This window comes from Brevibacillus dissolubilis (genome assembly GCF_006170445.1).
Taxonomy (GTDB): domain Bacteria; phylum Bacillota; class Bacilli; order Brevibacillales; family Brevibacillaceae; genus Brevibacillus_B; species Brevibacillus_B dissolubilis.
Map to the genome: position 1 here is coordinate 570,492 of NZ_VCNA01000002.1, position 20,392 is coordinate 590,883.

General features: G+C 51.8%; 23 protein-coding genes. 9 read left to right on the forward strand and 14 right to left on the reverse strand.

The genetic code is table 11. The annotated features are described in order from the left end of the window. Positions 1–51: 51 nt before the first annotated feature. From FGI41_RS04670 to FGI41_RS25695, 8 genes are all read right to left on the reverse strand, one after another. Positions 52–240 carry a hypothetical protein gene (locus tag FGI41_RS04670; RefSeq protein WP_139488770.1) on the reverse strand — a complete coding sequence of 63 codons (189 nt, stop codon included), beginning with the start codon at positions 238–240 and terminating at the stop codon, positions 52–54. A 66-nt stretch (positions 241–306) separates the two neighbouring features. Then, the gene (locus FGI41_RS04675) at positions 307–1,158 is read right to left on the reverse strand and encodes an ABC transporter permease (protein WP_139488771.1); all 852 of its coding nucleotides are present in this window, start codon (positions 1,156–1,158) and stop codon (positions 307–309) included. Further along, positions 1,158–2,084 carry an ABC transporter ATP-binding protein gene (locus FGI41_RS04680; RefSeq protein WP_139488772.1) on the reverse strand — a complete coding sequence of 309 codons (927 nt, stop codon included), beginning with the start codon at positions 2,082–2,084 and terminating at the stop codon, positions 1,158–1,160. Before FGI41_RS04680 ends, FGI41_RS04675 begins: the two co-directional genes overlap by 1 nt. Before the next feature lies 1 nt (position 2,085). After that, entirely contained in the window at positions 2,086–4,338 is a 2,253-nt protein-coding gene (locus tag FGI41_RS04685; protein ID WP_139488773.1) for a DUF8725 domain-containing protein, read from the reverse strand. 23 nt (positions 4,339–4,361) lie between these two features. Beyond that, entirely contained in the window at positions 4,362–5,444 is a 1,083-nt protein-coding gene (locus tag FGI41_RS04690) for a TolB family protein (RefSeq protein ID WP_139488774.1), read from the reverse strand. Next, positions 5,434–6,021: an RNA polymerase sigma factor gene (locus tag FGI41_RS04695; protein WP_139488775.1), complete on the reverse strand. Its 588-nt coding sequence runs from the start codon at positions 6,019–6,021 to the stop codon at positions 5,434–5,436. Before FGI41_RS04695 ends, FGI41_RS04690 begins: the two co-directional genes overlap by 11 nt. Positions 6,022–6,198: 177 nt before the next feature. Continuing rightward, entirely contained in the window at positions 6,199–7,353 is a 1,155-nt protein-coding gene (locus tag FGI41_RS04700; protein ID WP_139488776.1) for a trans-sulfuration enzyme family protein, read from the reverse strand. A 232-nt stretch (positions 7,354–7,585) separates the two neighbouring features. After that, positions 7,586–7,666, reverse strand: a complete 81-nt coding sequence (locus tag FGI41_RS25695; protein ID WP_368656569.1) for a putative holin-like toxin — start codon at positions 7,664–7,666, stop codon at positions 7,586–7,588. 169 nt (positions 7,667–7,835) lie between these two features. On the opposite strand from FGI41_RS25695, the gene FGI41_RS04705 reads away from it, so the two are divergent. From FGI41_RS04705 to FGI41_RS04715, 3 genes are all read left to right on the forward strand, one after another. Continuing rightward, entirely contained in the window at positions 7,836–9,044 is a 1,209-nt protein-coding gene (locus FGI41_RS04705) for an MFS transporter (RefSeq protein WP_139488777.1), read from the forward strand. Positions 9,045–9,105: 61 nt separating this feature from the next. Next, the gene (locus FGI41_RS04710) at positions 9,106–9,834 is read left to right on the forward strand and encodes a peptidylprolyl isomerase (protein WP_139488778.1); all 729 of its coding nucleotides are present in this window, start codon (positions 9,106–9,108) and stop codon (positions 9,832–9,834) included. Between the two features lie 159 nt (positions 9,835–9,993). After that, entirely contained in the window at positions 9,994–10,653 is a 660-nt protein-coding gene (locus FGI41_RS04715; RefSeq protein WP_139488779.1) for a cell wall hydrolase, read from the forward strand. 783 nt (positions 10,654–11,436) lie between these two features. Here FGI41_RS04715 and FGI41_RS04720 read toward each other — a convergent pair. Beyond that, the gene (locus tag FGI41_RS04720; RefSeq protein ID WP_139488780.1) at positions 11,437–12,204 is read right to left on the reverse strand and encodes an SDR family NAD(P)-dependent oxidoreductase; all 768 of its coding nucleotides are present in this window, start codon (positions 12,202–12,204) and stop codon (positions 11,437–11,439) included. Positions 12,205–12,273: 69 nt separating this feature from the next. On the opposite strand from FGI41_RS04720, the gene FGI41_RS04725 reads away from it, so the two are divergent. Next, on the forward strand, positions 12,274–12,582 hold the full coding sequence (locus FGI41_RS04725) for a DUF1811 family protein (protein ID WP_139488781.1): 309 nt from the start codon (positions 12,274–12,276) through the stop codon (positions 12,580–12,582). Between the two features lie 17 nt (positions 12,583–12,599). Here FGI41_RS04725 and FGI41_RS04730 read toward each other — a convergent pair whose 3' ends face one another. Further along, entirely contained in the window at positions 12,600–13,553 is a 954-nt protein-coding gene (locus FGI41_RS04730; RefSeq protein WP_139488782.1) for an aldo/keto reductase, read from the reverse strand. Positions 13,554–13,592: 39 nt separating this feature from the next. On the opposite strand from FGI41_RS04730, the gene FGI41_RS04735 reads away from it, so the two are divergent. After that, on the forward strand, positions 13,593–14,042 hold the full coding sequence (locus tag FGI41_RS04735; protein ID WP_139488783.1) for a DUF441 domain-containing protein: 450 nt from the start codon (positions 13,593–13,595) through the stop codon (positions 14,040–14,042). A 24-nt stretch (positions 14,043–14,066) separates the two neighbouring features. Here FGI41_RS04735 and FGI41_RS04740 read toward each other — a convergent pair whose 3' ends face one another. Then, complete coding sequence (locus FGI41_RS04740; protein WP_139488784.1) at positions 14,067–14,387, reverse strand: iron-sulfur cluster biosynthesis family protein; 321 nt, start codon at positions 14,385–14,387, stop codon at positions 14,067–14,069. A 120-nt stretch (positions 14,388–14,507) separates the two neighbouring features. Between FGI41_RS04740 and FGI41_RS24750 the strand changes: the two genes are divergently transcribed. From FGI41_RS24750 to FGI41_RS04755, 4 genes are all read left to right on the forward strand, one after another. Continuing rightward, positions 14,508–14,648 carry a hypothetical protein gene (locus tag FGI41_RS24750; RefSeq protein ID WP_176560120.1) on the forward strand — a complete coding sequence of 47 codons (141 nt, stop codon included), beginning with the start codon at positions 14,508–14,510 and terminating at the stop codon, positions 14,646–14,648. A 65-nt stretch (positions 14,649–14,713) separates the two neighbouring features. Then, the gene (locus FGI41_RS04745) at positions 14,714–15,772 is read left to right on the forward strand and encodes a DUF2515 family protein (RefSeq protein WP_139488785.1); all 1,059 of its coding nucleotides are present in this window, start codon (positions 14,714–14,716) and stop codon (positions 15,770–15,772) included. A 16-nt stretch (positions 15,773–15,788) separates the two neighbouring features. After that, positions 15,789–16,736 carry a hypothetical protein gene (locus FGI41_RS04750; protein WP_139488786.1) on the forward strand — a complete coding sequence of 316 codons (948 nt, stop codon included), beginning with the start codon at positions 15,789–15,791 and terminating at the stop codon, positions 16,734–16,736. A gap of 254 nt (positions 16,737–16,990) precedes the next feature. After that, complete coding sequence (locus FGI41_RS04755) at positions 16,991–17,626, forward strand: hypothetical protein (protein ID WP_139488787.1); 636 nt, start codon at positions 16,991–16,993, stop codon at positions 17,624–17,626. Between the two features lie 76 nt (positions 17,627–17,702). Here the strand turns inward: FGI41_RS04755 and FGI41_RS04760 are convergent, their stop codons facing one another. From FGI41_RS04760 to FGI41_RS04770, 3 genes are read right to left on the reverse strand one after another with little or no spacing between them, the layout of a single operon-like run. After that, the gene (locus tag FGI41_RS04760) at positions 17,703–18,146 is read right to left on the reverse strand and encodes a hypothetical protein (RefSeq protein WP_139488788.1); all 444 of its coding nucleotides are present in this window, start codon (positions 18,144–18,146) and stop codon (positions 17,703–17,705) included. A 9-nt stretch (positions 18,147–18,155) separates the two neighbouring features. Then, complete coding sequence (locus FGI41_RS04765; protein WP_139488789.1) at positions 18,156–19,028, reverse strand: DUF1444 family protein; 873 nt, start codon at positions 19,026–19,028, stop codon at positions 18,156–18,158. Positions 19,029–19,060: 32 nt separating this feature from the next. Then, on the reverse strand, positions 19,061–20,242 hold the full coding sequence (locus tag FGI41_RS04770) for a DUF3900 domain-containing protein (RefSeq protein ID WP_139488790.1): 1,182 nt from the start codon (positions 20,240–20,242) through the stop codon (positions 19,061–19,063). Positions 20,243–20,392: the final 150 nt, after the last annotated feature.

Genomic DNA, 20,392 nt, shown 5'->3' on the forward strand with positions numbered 1-20,392 from the left:
AGCCTAGAGGAATCAGATCCTCTAGGCTCCATGGTCTCACTTTTCTACGATTTATTCCTCAATCACTAATTCCTCAATAATCCCCTTCTCTATCAAAAACGCCTCTTCTGCCTGGATGATCGTGATGATCTCATCGCGGCCTACTTTCATGCCTGCTTTGGCAAGACGGGCTTCGACGAATTGGAGCATCTCTTCGAAATCAACGACTTGTACGTCTTTGTTGTCTGGTGTGTTTGCCATGGGTTGTTCCCTCCTGGTTTTTTGGTTCGATTGTTGTTCCATCGACTTATCATACCATACCGAGGGCTATTTTTTCCAAGCAAACCAAGTGCGGCGGACAGGACGCAGCAGATACGCACTGCCTGCGATCAAGATCAGACTCAGCACCCCATAAATAATCGAAAAGTACGCCCAGACCGGCATGAACCAATCCAGCTTAGGTCCGATGTTCTCACCCAGAATCTCAGACAAGACATACGGCGGGTTCATCCCAGCCAAAAGCTTGATCCCAAGCAGGTTCCACACCGTCTCATCCACGTACACCTCTGGATACATCTGCTGAATCAGCATTCCCAGAAAAATGAAGACCAGACCCGTCCCCACCACGAGGAAAAAGGACAGACCATACGCCGTAATCGTACTGACACCTGTGCGCTTCATCCACGTGGAGCAGAATAGCCCGATCGAACCGAAGCAGATGATATTCACAGAGAAAAAGAGAAGCAGAAGCAACAATTGCGTCGGAGAAATCCCGCCGTACAGGATGACGAAGCTGTACAGAGGCAACGACGTAACCACCAGCAGGAAAATAAACGCAAGCGAGGTCACGATCTTGCTCATAATGATTTTGGCCGGGCTCAGATGGGTCGTCAACAGAATATTGAGTGTCTGACGCTCACGCTCGCCGCTGATCGCGCCTGCGGACAGTGCCGGAGCGATGAAACAGATCATTCCGTATTGGATCACCGCAAGCATGACGAACAGTTCGCTGTTGTCGCCCGGTGAGATGTAGCTGTTCATCTGCTGGATAAAAATAAACCCAAGCAGAATCGCCCCCATCACGAGCAGATAGAGACCAAGAATCCAAAAAGTTTTGGGGGTACGGAATCTCTCCCGCATTTCTTTGACGATCAGCGGGTTGGTAAAAAAGTCCGTCATTAGTTGCCCACTCCTTCCGTGATCGCTAAGAAGACATCTTCGAGGTTCTCTTTGGAATCGCCGAAGTGAAGCACCGGGATGCCTTCCTGTACCAGCTTCATCAGCAGACCAGCTTTGTCACTGTCATTGCCTGTGAAATGAAAACGGAAATGACTCCCCTTATTATCCAGTCGCTTGACCAATGGCGAGGCAGCGAGGATTCGCTCGGTCTCTTCAAGCTTGTCGAGGGTCTTCAATTGCATGACCGCAATGCCACGTGTCTCGACACTTACTTCATCGACAGAGCCGCAGGCGATCAGATTGCCTTTTTCGATCACACCGATATCGTCACACAGCTCAGCCAATTCAGGCAGGATGTGCGAGCTGATGATGATGGTTTTGCCCATGCTGCGCAGTTTTTTGAGGATCTCCCGCATTTCGATCCGGGCACGCGGGTCAAGACCAGAGGCAGGCTCGTCGAGGATCAGGACTTCCGGGCTGTGGACGAGGCAACGGGCCAGACCGAGGCGCTGCTTCATCCCGCGGGAGAGTGAATCGACATAAGCGTCTGCTTTGTTAGACAGATTGACCAGTTCGAGCAGATCGGCAATCAGATTGGATCTCTTGCTGTGCGGGATGTTGTACGCCCCCGCGTAGAAGTCCAGATATTCCGTCGCCTTCAGGTTATCGTAGACCCCGAAGAAGTCCGGCATATAGCCAAGCACCTGCCGTACATCCTTTGGTTCTTTGATCACATCATATCCGGCCACATAGGCGCGGCCGCTGGTTGGGCCAAGCAGTGTGGAGAGGATCATCATCGTGGTGGATTTGCCTGCGCCATTGGGTCCGATGAAGCCGAAGACCTTGCCTTTGCCGATCTCTAGGTTCAGGTCGTTGAGCGCGTGCAGTTTGCCATAATGTTTGGTGAGATTTTCTGTGCGAATCATCTTATTTCTCCTCTCCTTCCAAGCGGAAAGACGGTTCTGGCACGTTCAGACGCTGGTCGCTGCTGTTCGTGATGCGCAGACGCAGATGGCCTGCTGATGTGAGATACTGTTTTAGCTCCGCCCCTTCGAGCACGATGTGGGCCTTCTCATTTGGCACCTCGATCCACTGATTGGAGCTGGCGTGGAAGAGTTCTTTTTTGAACAGCAGGTAGGAACTTGCCTCCAGTGGGATCTCCAGCTTTTGCGCCTCGACCTGATCATCTGAGACAGCCAATCCAAATGTCACACTGCCCCGACCGATCTGCCATTGACCAGTATGAAGCGGATAGGCTTCTCCCTCCTGTGCGATGACATAAGGAGTGTGGATTCCGAATGGATAGACGCTGCGCTTGGTCTCTGTGTCCTTGAGCGTAATCTTTTGTTTGATCACTTGGAGGTGGTGCGCTTGGGTATCAGAGAGATCCATCGTCACGACCGGCATTGGCTGTGAGGACAGACCCACCAACCGGATGCTGTTATCCCCGTAAAAGGTGGTAAGGTCACGCTTGGAAATCTCCACCAGCTGATCTCGATCCATGACGGCATCTCGGTTCATCTCTTGTGGGGCAAAGAACGGTTGCAGGGTGAGATCCACCTGCTTTTCTTCTCCTTTTTTGATGGCACCGAGTGGGATTCGCTGCATTCCCATCACCAAGAATAATTCATCCAGATCAAAAGAGGTATGATTCTTCACTGTTCCACGTACTTGCTGTCCTTCCATGTTCAATTGGGCTTCAAAAGAACCGATATCTGTTTTTTCTCCAGAAGCGATCGCTTGACGGAGGGTCAGATAGGGAACGTGTTGGTAGTGAAACGTCAGTTGGCCCGCCTCATTCTGTTCCGTAGACGCATTCGTCAGCCATGTATTGTGGCTGGTTAACGCAATTGGTAAAGCCGTATACCCTTTCTCGATATGGACGGTATATTCCCCACCTGCCGTCGCGAGGAAGGAGGCCGCTGTCTGTACATCAGCCAGCTTGTGATCAATGATGTTGATCTCAGAGACACTGTAGCTCGAATTGCCGTCTGTCACCATCGATTTACCAATCACATAGACACCGATCATCAAAACCAGTGCAGACGCCGGAATGATCCCCCATGCCCATTCACGACGATCTTTTCGTTTTAGGATCACATACAAAAGCGGTGCGATCACAAGGATATAAACCAGCCAGATGACGGCCAGCCATTCTACCCGTGGCAGATTGACACCCGGAATTAATTTACTGAACTCTGGAAGCACCCCATTCACTGCTACTCCCTGATTCCCTGCTGTGAACAATTGATACTTGGTAGCAAGCTGTGACCACAGATCACGGTTGTACTGCCAGGAAGCGAGTGGCTCTGCGCTGACATCATAGTTAGCCAGCAGCACTTTCCCCCGCCCTACTTTTTTCAAGACGAACAGGGATTCGTCACGATTGTAGACTCCAAGAGAGGTCACTGGGGATGAAGTCTGCTTGGTCAGAAATTTTAATTCTTCTACGTTCTGGGTCGCGCCCGGATTCTTCTTCACCTGGATCCATTCAGCGAGATTGGCTGCGGCACCACTGGCTTTATCCCCGGTGGAGAGGAGTAAGACCCCGCCTCCCTGCACCCAACTCTTCACCGCTTCTACTTGTGCTGGACGGATTGCATCAGCAGCCAGATTCCCGATCGCCAGAATATTCATATGCCGCAGCATCAGAGAATCATCTGGCAGCTCGCTCGGGCTCAAGTGCACAGTCTTTGCTTCATTCCAGCTGCTGTCATAGCGGTATGCGACACCCTCATTGAGTAAGTTCATAAAGTGAAACGCGTTGCGGTTCTGATCCAGCACGACTACCGTTCTCGGGTCGCTTGTTCCTACCGTTTCCAATTTTTCTGTGGCCAGAACCTTGTTCCCCTCTACCACTTGGATGCGAAGCGGTCCCCTCATCAGATACACCGCAGGGAGGGTAAACTGGTAGGTCTTGGTCTGCCCCTTGCTTAGCGTGACCGCTTGTGCCAGTACGCCTGATTTCGCATTTGCATGATCATCGCTCTCCAACTGTAACATCCCAGAAATATCCTGCGTCTCACTGGTAAGTGTTACATCGAGCTTCGCCCACTGATTCTGCTTCAAAATCTCACTCAGCGGGATATCTACCTCTATCTCAACCTCATTATCCGCCCATGCCATCTGTGCGGGGAGCCCCGCAAACAGCAGGGCCAGGACTACGATCCATTTCCACATGAGTCTACTCTCTCCTCTATCTGTTAATCTCGCTTGGCAATCTTGAATTCGGTCCCTGTCTCCCCTTTGACAGCGAGCAACATCAGGTCACTGTGACTGGCCCAGTTGGCCCCTACTGGCATTTTCCCGGCAATCGCCGAACCATCGATCACCTCTTGATCCAATGGTGTCTGGTTTGGATTGACGCTCACGAGCTCACCGTTGGAATTGATATAGCTCAGATGCTCCTGATCCACCCACGACGGGGAATCCCCAGTTCCGATCCCCTGTTTTTTCCCGGTCGCAAGCGTCAGGACGAAGATCTGGTCATCCTGCATGTACGCAAGCTGTTTGCCATCTGGTGACCAAGCCGGGTAGCTCCCCTCAGCTACTTTTTGGTTCTCAAAGGCATTTAGCCGGATCAGCCAGATTTCATCTTGGTCTCCAACGGTTTTACTATAGGCGATCCGCTGGTCATTCGGCTCCCAGCTTACCGAATTGATCACCGCGCCCGCCTCTTGATGCAGCAGCATACTTCCGCCGCCAATTTTTTGATCGTGTTCAGAGGTAGTGGCATCAATGATCCACAGCCTCGCCTGATCATCGCTATTGTCGAGCAGGGCCAGGCGGTTGCTGTTGTTCGCCCAGCTGATTGCGTCATAGGTACCGTCTGTCTTCGGCAGTCGAATCGGTGTTTCCTGACGACTTTCTTCTATTAAATAAGTTTGCAGTCGCGAATCAGACGTGATCGTGGCAACCCGCTCACCTGAGTTGGAGATCGCCACCTGCTGCACCTTCGGCTGATGGTCAAAAGTCAGGGTCTGCTGATCCTCAATCGTGATCCCATCCCCATTCCAGAGGGCCAAGAGTGACCCAAGTCCCAGTGCGATCACTCCGCCTGCCAGCCACCCTATTGACTTGCGGGTCTTTTTCTGTGTAGGAACGGCTTGCAGGGCGCCGTGTCCCTGTGCCTGCTGGGCTTTCATCTGTTCCAGCAGCTTTTTCTTCAAATCCGCTTTTAGTTGATAATTGACAGGCACCGCCTTGCGCATGTGCTGTAAGTGCGACAAAAGCTCGGATACCGTGGAGTCATGGAGTTCATCTGTGAAGCGTGGCTCATCCTTCATGGCGGTCTGCCTCCTTGTACAGTTTTTGCAATTGCTGCAGGCCACGGTGGGTGATCATCTTGACGCTCGAATCGGTCTTGCCCAACACCTCTGCCACCTGTGAGATTTTCAGATCGGCAAAATACCGCAGGGTCAGCACGTCGCGTTGATCGGTCGACAGCTTATCCATCATCTCGCCAAGCAGGCGGACCTGTTCATTGCTCAGTGCCTGTTGCTCCGGCTGCCACGTATCATCTGTCTCTTGCCCAAAAAGCAGGTCCTCGTTCTCTGTCGGCAGCTCCCGATTCTTGCGGACGAAATCAACGAACGTATTATGGGCGATCCGAAAAATCCACGAAGCAAACGGACTCGTGCGGCTGTACTGGTCAAACTTTTCCAAAGCTTTGAGAAAAACGGTCGTCGTCAGATCATCGGCATCCCACGAATTATACACCCGACAGCGCAGATAACGGTTGACCCGGTCAAAAAACTCATCATATAGTTCAGGGAAGTCTCTTGTTTCGATCATCCCAGTCGTCCTCTCTTGCACAACCGGAGATGACTCTTGTTCATCCCCATATTTGATTGCCATCTTCATCACACATCCCCCAACCTCACGTTCTATCCCTTTTGACGGCTTGAACGAAAAAAAGGTCACGAACCAGCGAAAAAAAAAATCAAGCACCCGTACCTCCCCACTGTCCAAAAAGGGGAAACGAGTGCCGCAACACCTTGCTGTTATTGGTTTTGTAGCAGGTACCGCCATTCTGTAAGATTATGACTTGGCTCCGAGTCCCTGCTCCAGATCCGCGATGATATCACGGGCAGTCTCGATGCCGACCGATAGACGTACAAGTCCCTTTGTGATGCCCGTCGCCTGCCGCTGCTCCTCGGTAAAAGCACGGTGCGAGGTGGTCACAGGATGGGAGACACTGGTTTCCACTCCGGCAAGCGATGGAGCCAGCTTGATCCAAGACAATGCCCGGTAAAACTCATAAATCTTCTCCTCATCTGCCAGACAGAAGGAGATCATCGCCCCCTGTTTATGATGATGGAAGAATGCAGTCTCTTGTTCAGTCGGGTAGTATACCGCTTTTACCTTTGGATGGCTCCGCAAGAATTCAGCCACTTCTTTGGCGTTGTCACACTGTTTTTCCATACGAAGCGCCAGTGTCTTCAGACCACGTGCGGTCAGCCATGCTTCAAACGGACTGAGCGATGCCCCATAGGTCTCGACGATCTGCTTGGCCCGTGCCACCAGATCCTGACGCCCGACCAGCACACCAGATGTCACGTCACTGTGTCCACCGATATACTTCGTCCCGCTGTGTACAACCAGCTCCGCCCCATAGGTGATTGGACGCACCAGATACGGCGTCGCAAACGTATTGTCAATCATCGTCACCAGACCATGTGCCTTAGCCTGTGTAATCCAATGCGGCATATCTACGACAGACAACAGCGGATTGGTGATCGTCTCGAAAAAGAGCATCTTCGTCTTCGGCGTCACGAAAGCGTCCAGCGTCTTTTCTTCATTGAGGTTGATGCTGGTCATCTCAATGCCAAAACGGGAAAGCTCATTGTGCAACAGCCCATACGTCCCGCCATAGATCTCATGGGAGACCAGGATATGATCGCCAGGCCCAAGCACAGCCAGAAGCCCTGCCATGATCGCACCCATCCCGGATGCAGCACTGACGCCTTTTTCCGCTTCTTCCAAGGTGGCTACAGCATCTGCCAGCTCCGTCTGGTTCGGATTTCCATTGCGTGTATAGAGGTAACCGCGTTCGCCCGCGTAATATTGTTCCACTTCCTCCAAGCCCGGAAAGGCAAATACAGAGGTTTGATAAATCGGAGTTGCCTTGCTCACGTCTTCTTGTATGTGCGGATGACGGATATGAACTGTTTTGGTCTCAAATTGTTTCGTCATGTGTTTTCCGCTCCTGTCAGGTTTTCTTCCATCATATCATAAAAATTTTTTTTAGGTAAATGAATGCAAATAATAAACGTTAGTTTCGTCTTACGGGTGGTATAATGTGAATAAGAAAAACCGTGAGTGTTGGTAGCACCCACGGTTGATCAACAGTAAGAGTTCCCTTATAGGGTGCGGCTCACAACGTCAAGCGGGAATAGACCTCCAGCCTCGTCAGCTTAAGGGAGGTCTACTTCTTTTTATGAGACAGGATTGCTACGATGAGTGACCCGAAACCGAGCATCAACGAAATCGCTTCATACACTGTCATATAGCATCACCCCCTGATCGTATGACATAGGGAGTGAGCCGACCGCCCTTAAGGGAGCCAATCTTCTGTTGTACCAAAATCATAAGCGTGAATAATAGGTTTACAAGTTTATAAATTAGCTTTATTTTTACATATTTCTACATCGATCACGTTTTGGAGGCCCCGTCAGATGCTTGCTCTTTTCTCCTTTGCCCAGTTCTTGATCATGCAGGTCTGGTTCAGCTTCTCGGCTGTGTTGCCGCAACTTTCGGAAGAATGGCAGCTTAGCTCCACGCAAGCTGGACTGATCGTCTCTGTCTTTCATCTGGGCTATATTGTTTCCGTTTTCATTAATAGTTTTTTAAGCGATAAGCAAAATCCGCGGCGGCTGTTCATCTTCGGGGCGATTGTTGCCGGACTGGCCAGCCTGCTGTTTGCCTATGCGGCACAGGGATTTGTCTCGGCAATGCTGCTCCGGTTTCTCGCGGGGCTTGGGATCGGCGGGATATATGTACCGGGGATGAAGCTCCTGTCGGGAATCTATCCGCCTGAGCAGCGTGGACGGGCGCTTGGCATCTTTGTCGGTTCACTTGTGCTTGGTTCGGGTATGTCTCTTTTACTGGCGGGGATGTTCGTCTCAATGATCAGCTGGCAAGGTGTCATTATCATCACCGGGATCTCGTCGCTCGTCGGTGCGGCCGTCGTATCACTGGCTAAGATCCCGCCCATGACTGTCTCCAACCACCATTTTTCCCTTGCACTAATCAAGCGGGTCTTTACCAAAAGCAATGTGCTGATGAACCTGAGCTACGGTGGTCATATGTGGGAGCTTTATGCGATGTGGGCGTGGATCGGGCCGTTTTTCGTTGAGGTGCTGAAGCTGACCGGGTACCAGTCAGATCAGGCCGCATCCATCGGCAATATGATCGGAGCGCTGGTCATCATGATCGGGGCGATTGCCACCAGTTACGGCGGTCACCTGTCAGATCGGGTGGGCCGGAGCAAAGCGATCCTCAGCTTTATCCTGATCAGTATGGTCTGCTCGTTTGTCATGGGCTGGCTGATGTACGCGCCGCTTTGGATTTTGGTTGGGGTGGCTGTGATCTACGGCTTTACAATCATCGGTGATTCGCCGATCTACTCTACCGCTCTGACCGAGCTGTCTGATCCAGACGTGGTGGGGCTTGCGTTGGGTGTGCAGTCTGTGATTGGCTTTGGCATCACGGTCATATCCCCTGCCCTGTTCGGTCTGATCCTCGAAATCTTCGCCGGCAATCCCCTCTATCAATGGGGAATGGCCTTTACCTGCCTTGGTTTTGGCGCGGCTGTCACCCCGCTGTGTCTCGCACGTCTGCGCCGTCTTCCGGACAGCTATCAGATGGCGAATGGCAAACGATAACGTTTTGTGCTATAATCCGTCATTAGAACAAGACATGGCAACATCAGGAAGGAGAGTAGAGATGAAAAAATATGCACTTACACTGACCAGCCTGTTGCTTACAGCAAGCCTCGTGACGGGTTGCGGCGGCGGTAACCAGACCGACGAACACGCCAACCACAACGATTCTACCCAGACCGGGCAGCCGGCCGATCAAGCCACACAACCTGACCAAGCCAACCAGACTCCGCCTGCGGGCGATGTCGGCCCAACCGGTGAGAAAAAATGGGACAAGCCGCCTGCGATGCAGATCGACCCGAACAAATCCTACACAGCGACGATCACCACCACTATGGGCGACATCAAAATCGAGCTGTTCGCCAAGGACGCTCCGAAGACCGTCAACAACTTCGTCTTCCTGGCCAAAGAGGACTTTTATGACGGCATCATTTTCCACCGCGTCATGAAAACCTTCATGATCCAGACCGGCGATCCGCTCGGCAACGGGATGGGTGGCCCAGGATATCGCTTTGAGGACGAGCTGAACAATGGTCACAAATACGAAGTGGGTGTCGTCGCGATGGCCAACGCCGGCCCGAACACCAACGGCAGCCAGTTCTTCATCGGTTCCGGTGATGACATTACAGGTCTGGAGTTCTCCCCAGACTACACCATTTTCGGGAAAGTCATCGAAGGCCAAGACGTGGTCAACAAAATCGCTTCCGTCCCTGTCAAAGCAGGTGCAAGCGGTGAGGCCAGCTCCCCTGTGACACCGGTTTCCATGAAAGACGTCAAGATCGAAGAAAAGTAAATCAAGCATGCCAAAAACACCTGTTTCCCGCTATTTTCCGGCGGTGGGACAGGTGTTTTCCATTCATCCCCTGTTGCTTTTTCTCCTGTTCATCCCCTACACTTGGGTGACCGATCCGCTTTCACAGCCACAAGCCAAAAAAGCGAAAAGGAGACCGATATGAATATGATTTCTTGGTTGCGCAAGATGCTCACGGTCACTACAGGCATCTATTGCGCATTATTATTGTTTACGAATCCGACCGCAGCATCTGCTCCGGTTCACATATATACAGGCAGCACAGGTAATGACATTACGTATTTGCAGCAAAAGCTTCAACAGCTGGGTCTGTATCAAGGCACACTGGACGGCGTTGTCACAGAAGACATGATCGATGCCGTCAACATGTTTCAGCGGCTCTATGGACTCCCAGTCACAAGTGAACTGGATCAGGCAACCGTCCAACAGATAAAAGCCGCTCAGGTTACCACAAAAGAAATCGACCTGCTCGAACGGCTGGTCTATGCCGAGGGACGCGGCGAATCCTTGCAGGGGCAGACGGCCATCGCTGCCGTCGTACTCAACCGGATGAAGTCATCCCAATTCCCCAAAACGGTGCATGAAGTGATTTTTGAGAAAAACTCCTTCTCAACCGTCCAAGACGGTGCCCTGCCGAAGGAAAAGAATGAAATGGCGCAAAAGGCAGTTCGGGCCGCATTAGCAGGCAAAGACCCATCGAAGGGTGCGATTTTCTTTTTTAATCCCAAAAAGGTTACCTCTTCTTGGATGTGGTCACGTCCCCGTGCGGTGTTGATCGGAAATCACATTTTTGCCCACTAATGTTCACACCATCCTGTATATTTCATCTATTTTTATTTTTGCTTAATACCATCTTAATAAATAGCTGTTAGGATAATAACTGTAATCAACGTTTAACTTTTTGAGAAAAGTTCAAGGCTGACGCCTTTGGTAAGTATTCGAGATGTGTTCGACTACAGAGTACGCATAATCATGTCACAACCGACGTGATTGTCCATACTCTGTAGTACCTCTCAAGCGTAGCGGTAAGACCGGGTGAGAGCGGTTTTATCGCAGGAGATATTTACGCTTTTCTCAGCAAACCCCCATACTTGAGCATCCTACTTCTAAGTGGGGTGCTATTTTTTTGTGTTTTATGGGGGTTGTTGCTCGTGTCGGTGGATGGGAGAGCAGGCGGTGGGCAGGAGGCTTGCCTTGTTTGAAAAACCCGAAGGGGTTGGGACTGGCCGCTCCGGGAAAAGAAAGGGCTTGTTAGGGTCAAAAATTCCGAAGAAGCCCTTTCAAACGTAGAGTTTGCCCCTGGGAGGATTCGGAGAAGTATGGGACGCCCTTTCTTTCCCCTCCGCTGGGTGTGTTTTTCAAAAGAGGCGTGCCTCCTGCCCACCGCCTTCTCTCCTCCAGCCTTGGAGTAGCAAAGACCGCCATTAAAACATAAAGGGATTATGGAATAATAAAAAGATAAAAGAGGAAAAGGACTTTCCTCGCGATGAATCGCGGTGGGAAAGTCCTTTTGGTATGTTGTCATGCTAGATGATGGGAATACTCTTCCGTAACGACTTTACTTACATCCGATTAAAAACCGACTTAAAACCCGTAAATCGACATACCGCCATCCACCGAAATCGTCTGTCCCGTGATATAAGCAGCAGCATCCGAAGCGAGGAAGATCGTCGGCCCGACCAGATCCTCCAAGTCTCCGATTCGTCCCATCGGTGTATGATCCAGCACCTCTGCTACGAACGCCGGGTCATCCAAGAGCTTCTCGGTTAATGGCGTGCGGAAGTACCACGGTGCAATCGAGTTGATACAGACGCCGAATTTGCTCCATTCTAATGAAAGAACACGCGTCATGTGGATGATTCCGGCTTTGCTGGCACCATAGGCAACTCCGGTGCGGAGCGCGACTTGGCCTGCGACGGATGCGATGTTGACGATGCGGCCGTATTTTTGCTCAGTCATGACTTTTCCGGCGGCTTGGGCCATGAAAAAGTTGGCCTTGAGGTCGAGGTCGACGACGCGGTCCCATTCTTCCTGGGTGACATCGAGGGCTTTGGTACGGATGTTCATGCCTGCGTTGTTGATGAGGATATGCAGTCCGCCCAGTTCACACAGGGTGTCTTCGACGATGCGTTGTGGTGATTCTGGATCGGTCAGGTCGGCTACGATGCCGTGGGCACGGCGGCCAAGTGCCTGGATGTCGATGACCAGCTGTTCCAGCTCAGATGCGGTGCGGGAAACGACAGCCACATCTGCGCCTGCTTCTGCGAGACCGATCGCAAGCGCACGGCCAATCCCTCTGCCTGCTCCTGTGACAATTGCCGTTTTTCCGGTCAGATCAAAACGTTGTTTCATATCGATCCCCTCTTTTCGTTTCATTGGTGTTATAATAAAAGGCGTTATTTTACATAGGAGGCTTGTCATATGCGTTTATACAGTCAGTTTACGCTCGCTGAATTACAGGAAGAGATGGAGAAGCTTCGCAAAGCGATCGAAGAGAAGCGCGAGATTGGAGACATGGTAAGTGTCGGGATCTTCGAGCAGAAGTTCTTTTTGGCGAAGTCGTACTATATCGGCACCAGCGAGTTTTTTATCGGTAAAAGCTACAAGGTGCATGGGTTTGACGCACCGTTTACGATTGACTACTTCAATGGCGTATTTGCTTGGGGCCGTTTTGAAGGTTCTGAGGAGCAGACAGGCTATCCGGTCGGAATGTTGGAGAGCCTGTTCTAGTCAAAATAGGCACTCCCCTACGGCAGACGCTCGCCGCGACCAGCCACCCAGAGCTTGTACCAGTCTTCCCGTGAGAGCTGGATGCGGCATGCTTCTGCCCCTTCACGGATATTTTCCGGACGGTTGCTGCCTAAGAGCGGGATGATCTGAGCCGGATGGTGCATCAGCCAGGCGAGACTGAGCTGTGATGGGGTTGCATCATATTTGGCGCCCAGTTCAGCGAAGCACGCGGTCAGTGTACCATAGCGGTGGGCATCTTGGCCCTCCAGCTTGGATGGATCAGCTTTACCCGTCAACAGACCTCCGCCAAGCGGGCTGTACGCCAGTGGACGAATGTCGAACTGAGTAGCTTGATCCAGTACACCGTTATGAAGCGCTTCCATATTCCACAAGCTGATCGACGGCTGAGTCGTAACGATCGGCACATCGAGATAGGCCTGCAGGGCCGATACCTGTGACGGGAAATAATTGCTTACCCCGATCATGCGGACTCGACCATCGGCAACAATCTGGTTCAGCGCACGGGCTGTCTCACGTGGATGTGTCAACGGATCTGGACGGTGGATTTGGTACAGATCGATATAGGTGGTTTGCAGACGGTGCAGTGAACCCTCAAGGCTTGTCGTTATGTAATCATAAGTGAGATTGTAGCGTTGCGGCCCATGCTCATCCTCGAACAGAATTCCACATTTGGTCGCGATGAAGATTTTTTCACGCAGACCCGCATTGGCAGCGAGAAATTGACCAAAAATATCCTCACACGAACGGTTGCCGTAGATGTCCGCGTGATCAAACATCGTAATGCCAGCACCAAGCGCCGTATTCAACGCCGTAAACGCTGCTTCGATATTCTGAGGCCCTACTTCTGCCGGATTCCATGTACCGGACAAGCCCATGCATCCAAGGCCGATTGCGCTGACCGGCACTCGATCAGGCCCCAGCGTCACTTGTGGTAGTCGCTTCTCAGTCATGTTCACATCTCCTAACTATCATAGAAAGTGAGTCTTACTATGGATTGGACCAATCTTATTTTATTAGCACTGCTCACACTCGGAATCGTCAGCAACAACCCAGCCGTCTCCATCTCGGTCGGGCTGTTGCTGATGATTCGCCTGTTGCATGTGGAGCGGATCTTTCCTTTTTTGGAGCAGTATGGGTTGCAGGTGGGAATCATCATTCTCACCATTGGTGTGCTTGCCCCTGTCGCCAGCGGACGGATTCAGCCGGAGGCGATGGGACAGGCGTTTTTGCATTGGCAGTCGCTCTTGGCGATTGCGGTCGGGATCTTCGTCGCGTACCTCGGTGGGCGTGGTGCTGCCCTGATGGCTAGCAATCCGCTCATCGTCACCGGGCTGCTGATCGGAACAATCCTTGGTGTCGCCTTTTTCCGGGGCGTTCCTGTGGGGCCGTTGATCGCGGCTGGTATCATGTCCGTTCTGCTGAGCGGTTTGCCGAAATAACCACAGGCATGCCCCGACCAGCCTCTACCAGCGGTCTTTGAGCCGCAGACCGTACGCGATGATCTGTGCCGGCGTTGTCAGACGGTAGCCCTGATTATCGTAATACTCCAGCTTCACGCCAGATGTGTCCATGTACCCTTCAGTCTCTGGGTCAATCGCGAGGGTAAAGCCCTCCCCTTCGATCAGGCGGTCATTGGCCGCAGGCTCGTCCCACACCAGAGAATACTCGACCGTCATACCGCAGCCTCCGACGATTTCGCCAAGGATGCGGACAATTTTATCTTCAGATGGTTTCGCCGCCGCCTTCAGCTTGAGGGCGGCGCTTTCTTTGATCTCGATGTTCATAGGTCTCACTCCTTTACCTCTCTACTCTACATGAATGCACAAAAACAGGCAATCAACCAGGCATCAACCTCTCCGCTTTTGCATAGAATAAAAAAAGCAAAAGAAAGGCAGGGATCACCTATGACCATTTATGAACAAGACGGACTTTTTGTTGCAGAGATGGAGTACCAATCTGAAAAAATCGTAAAAACCGGCAAAACACGAGAAGAAGCCAAGGAACGTCTCCTGACCACCCTGATGGTACGTGAAATGATTGGATAAGTTGAGGCAGGCCGTATTCGGACCTGCTTTCATTATTCACTATCCAAAAAGGAGTGTTTGCGACCTTGTCACTCAAAACGGCTCCGGCCTCACTTGATCTGATCCACCACATCCGACAGACAACCAATCAGCTGAACCGAAACAATGTGACACGGACGCAAGCCTATCTGGACTTTTATCTCAGACATCCCGAAATCGAGTGGGCGCTGCTGGCGCACATGGTATCCCGAAATGGCGGCTATGGTATGACCGACCTGCGTGGCGACTGGCTTCCCCGCTTGATGCCGGAGCATGAGCTTCAGGCTTTTTTTGCTTTTCTGGAACGCTGCAACTGGCTGATCTTCCACGATGCCTATGCCCAGCTGCTGTTGTACGAGCAGATGAAAAAGACAGGTGAAGATCTAAGCTTCCTCATCCCCAGTCTGCATGTCTCTTGCTTCATGGAGCCGATCTGGCGCGACTTCTGGCAGACACGCGACAGCCGTAAGCTGACTTGGGCCCTGATTATCAACGAGCAGCAGTATATTGAACAACGCGTGGTCCAGCATCCTTTTTACCAGGAGGAAGTGCTCTCGACTTTTGCGTTTCAGGCGCAAGCAGTATTGTCGCTCAATCAAGTGTTCTTCCCCTACCGTGATCATCCAGACGATCCCTATCTCAAGCTCATCGGCTTGGATGTTCACCATTTCCGCTCCCTACCCAAGCGGATTCAAGTCGGGAAAACGCTTTATCATATCTTATTCACAGATAAACCGAGACTTGCCAAAATTGTGCAATTCGCCCGTACCACTCCACACACCGGTTCCCGTGCCGATTACTGGCCACACCTGTTCAGCAAAATCCGCCGTCCAAGAAAAGAAGGGTCACGGCTCGAAGATTACATCGAACGCTTCGACGGGGACAAGCTCATCCCCGGACGGGACAAGGTGTACAGTCCGATTCTTACATTTGCCTGGAAAGACACGCAACAAGCGCCCGCTGACGGCGTAGATTGGTTTCGTGACGACAAGTGGTTCGACGCCCTCAAAGATGACCCGCACCTGTCCACAATCACAGAGGAAAATGTAGTGGACGCGCTGAATTTAGTAGAAACGGGTTTGAAACTGGTGAACGTGTTCACGTAAGTCTGGAGTGCTGTCAATGGAAGAACCACAGCTTTTGCATGCCCAAGCGGCGTACATCTTGAAATGCCAACTGCCCAGCGGAGCTTTTCGCCTCTCTCCCAAAAGTGATGTGATCAATCCGTACTTTACCAACCTCGCCCTCGTCCCGCTTGTGCGGCTGGGTGAGACCGCTGCCGTCAAAAGGTGGATGGACTGGTTCGTCAACCACCTGACCCCGCAAGGCTTCATCAACGATCATCGCCTGAGCCAAGGCTTGGAGACCGACACCGGCAAAGCGGACAGTGAGGACTCCTATGTCACGACGTTTTTCACTCTGGTGCGCGAGTATATGGCAGTGACCGGGGATACCACCTGTCTCAAGTCGCTGTATCCGGCGCTGCGCCAGATGTTCTACGCGCTCTTGACGATCCAACAGGCTGACGGGCTGACCTGGGCGAAGAATTCATACCGGGTCAAATACCTGATGGACAACTGTGAAGTGCTGCGGGGTCTGGAGGATGCCACCGCCTTGTTCACCCTCGCGGAGGATCTCGACACCGCAACACTGTCTGCTGAGCTTGCGGTAAAGTGTCGCAACGGAATTCTCGGGATGTATGATTCACGGAAAAAATGCTTCGCGATGTACGACCGTGTCTACCCCAAGTGGACCAAATGGTATCCCGATGCGACCAGCCAAGCGTTTCCGATCCTCTATGACGTAGTAAGTCCCACTGATCCGCGAGCCCAATCGCTGTATCAGCAGATTACCGCGCGCTTTCCCCGCTTTGACATGTTTCAGACGGGTGACTTCTACCCGTGGATGTCGCTTGGATACTGTGCTTATCTGATGGGCGACCACCAACGGGCCAAGCGGATGCTGGATATGGCGGCCACGGTCTATATTTATGGGCCACGGTTGAAGTATTGGCTGATCCATGAGACGGGTTGGTTTATGCTGACGTATATGAAGGTGCATGGGTTGTGAAAAACAACGGATCTCTGCTCTCGTTTCATTTCGGGAGTGGGGATTCGTTGTTTTTGTGTTAATGGTTTTGTTGATCTATTCGCATCCACTTATGGCTCGAACCCAACAGGGAGTATTTGCCTATCAAATACTTCGTGACGCGAATAATTCTGAGATTTTTGTGATATTTATCACATTTTATATTGAAATATTTGTATTTTTATATAAAATAATGATCTATAGCCATAATAAACTACTGATGAGGTGACCCATTCATGAAACGATTCCTCCCTGTCCTCAGCGCACTTGCACTTCTATTAAGTGCAGGTACAACTGTATCTGCAGCAGAACCTGGCAATACTTGTGTCTACGTATTAGGCCATATCGATGGAAAAACGGTCACTACTCCAGCGAAAGCCGTTGTAATTCCTGACAGTGCGTTCTCTGTCTCACCTGCCAAAGTTCATGTGGACGAGACCCTGCAAAAAATCCTCGGCTACTCCCTTAACGTCCCAGGCGGCGATGTAGAGACTCCACCACTTGACGGGATCATCGTTCCTGGCTATTCCACCGAAATTCCTTCCTACACCTTCAAGATCCAAGATCTCAACATCGATGAATGCTTCTGCTACTCGAACGGGGTGGAGACTCCCGCTGTCCCAGTTCACATTCCTGAATCCGCCCTCACCGTGCCGGGGACGAAAACACTTTTACCTACCATTTCTATGAATATTCTCGGTCAACAAAAGCTCCTGAGCGGCTATCTCTTAGAAACGGAAGACGAGCAAATCGTCGTGCCTGAAGTTGATCTGGGTCTTCCGCCTCTCAACCTTGCAACACCAGATTCTACGATCATGCTCAACCTCAATGGTGGCTGGGAAACGGTCAAGTTTCTGCCGCATAACCAATAAGCTGATGAGATTACCATAGAAAAGAGGCTACCCTCTCTGTGCAGATTACTGCCATGAGGGTAGCCTCTTTGTTATCTTATTTCGGCTGACGCAGCCCCAGCTTCCGCGTGATATTCACAAACGTCTGATACGTCGCGTTCATCTCTTCTCCCGGCTTGGTCATGCGCTTGTAATCGGCAAAATCCTCGTACATGTCATCCAGCAGCTCTTCTAGCAGTTCTCGCTCCTGTCTGCTCAACACTTGGGATGCTTGCCCGGCGTGGTCACCATCACGGGATGGACGGCCTCCGCCGAAGGATTGGTTGCCGTTGCGGTTGCCGCCCAGATTTTGTGGACGGCTTTCATTTTGATAGCGGCCCTGCCCTTGTGGCTTACCGCCTCCATTGGACTGACGCCCATGATCCTGTTGACGCCCCTGTCCCTGCTGTCCGCCACCGCCTGATTTATAAGAACCGGCTGGTCTTCCAGAAGCCCCTTTTGCTTGATTCTGTCTCGAATTCGGATTCGATCTCTGTTGCATCTTTAGTGGTCATCCTTTCGCTTGCTGTTGCATGATAAAATACGTCTCCAACGCCCCATCCTGATAAAGAAACGGCAGCGGGCAGATCGGTACGCTTCCCTTGCTGGCGAAATCAAAGGTCAGCCGAGCCAAGAGCTGTGCCCCTGTTTCATTGTGAATGTCGACGAGCACCAGCACATCCTGATGCGGGATTGCGACACCGAGCGCCTTGCCGCTTTTGCTCTGGTTGTACTGCTCCAATAGCCCCGGCACAAAAATCCGGCTGGCTGCATACCCGTCACGCGGGCTGATAAAATGAACCGTGTTCTCGCCCACCTTCTCCGATTTCAGCGGGACAGGCAGCTTCTGCACATTGGCGATGGCACACTCATGCAGCTTCTCCACCGTCCAGCCTGCGGCATCCAGCATACTCTGGCTGATCAGCTTGTAGCCTTCTTCGCGGTCGAGCGCATAGACCATCACCGTCTCGGCCGTATGCGGGGCGGTGATGAGATCGGCAGCACCTGCATAGAGTGGGTTGGCTACGATGGATTTGTGGCGGGCGATGGGGTAAACAGCGTGTTCCTGGTCTGTCAGATCACCTGTGTCATTCATCCCGCGCACCAGCCCAAGGATATGGGCCGCGTAGCTATGTACCAGCTCCTGACGAAGTTCCGTTTTTTGTTCCACCTGCGCCTGAAGCTTCTCAAGAGATAGCAGTTGGGAAAAAGGCTTAGGGGCAGGCGCATCCCCACTGCCCGCCTCTTCCTTCGTCTGATAGCGAACCAGCCGGATGCCCTCTCCCTCCGCCTGACAGCTCCAGCCTCTCGGCAAATCGCGTTTGATTCGTTCCACAAGCTCATTCTGCACGGCTTCACGCTCTCGGTTGCGTGAGTCTGTCATAGACGTCCCCTCTTTCTTTTACAGGTTCCCCATTACCACGGCGGGGTATCATCATCTGGCACGGTCTGCGGTACAAAATCTTGTCGGCCCGGCTGCTGTTCATAGCCTGCAGAAGGCTGTGCCGGGGCCGGGGTCGTCAGCGTCTCATAATAATCATGCAGAGAACGCTCCTCGATTTCTTTTACCAGCTCCTCCAGTCCCTTGGGCTTGAGGAATTCGATCGGAGAGTGGCCTCTCTCGAATTGCAGGTAGTCGCCTTCAAGCACCACGACATAGCGGTTGTTCACCTTGGCGATATGCAGCTGGCTTCCGTAGTCGGCGAGCAGGGCGCGGACTTGCAGGTGGTCCAGCTTGAACTTCAGCTCGATCTCGGGCTGACGCTCGGTGAGGATCTGCATCGCTTCCATGACCGTCTCATGCTCCCATTTTTCCGTCAGCTCACGCTTCGGACTGGCGGCGATCAGCTCGATCTCCTCTTCGGCGCGAATCCGCTCTTGGGAATCTGCCTCTGGATAGACATACTCGATATGCTGACGGGCCAGATTGATCACTTCGTCTGAGATCAGCTGGGTGATCGTCTGCGGATACTCGATGAATTTGAGGAACTCTTCAAAATAGCGCGCATGGGAGAACTGATGGATTTTCACATGATAGGCATCCACCATCCCCTCTTCGATCAGATGCGGGTACATCACCGACTTCATATTCTTGGAGTTAATCGCCATCTCCACATTGCTGATCAGGCTGTTTTCATCCGTGATAATCGCTGTATTTTGCTCAAAATCACATTTGAGAATGAACAGGAACTTGTCATCAAACTTGTCCAGCTTGGCCCGCACCAGCAACAGCACGCCGCCGCGCACCTGCGGAGTCTTCAGATAGGATTGCACCAGTGGCATCGCATTGTGAAAGACTTCCTCTTTGCCGGTAGCATTGAGCAGCTTTTGAAACATCGCATAGTTTGGATTGGATTCCAGCGGGTGGCCCGGCTCGACGATGAACTGTCCGAGCTTCGTCGGTGCGCCTTCTGTCGCAGGGTTCAACTCTGCTTTACGCTTGGCAATCTTGGTGAATTCACCTTCTAAGAAGTATTTCAGTTCGCTTTTTTCATAGTCATGATAAGACAGGTAGCGGGACATCCGCACTTGTTTGCTTTGGTCGTCACTAAGCTGTTCGATCAGGTAAAACGCCAGCCAATCAACCTCAAAATTCATAGACCTTGTTTCCCCCAAGCTATACTTGATTATCCCATACACTTCCACTACATTTGTGATATAGGGTGTGAAACTCTATTGTAACATGTTCGTATAATTGCATGAATACGTTTCTTGTCGACGGAGGTACGCGAATTATGGCTATTTCAG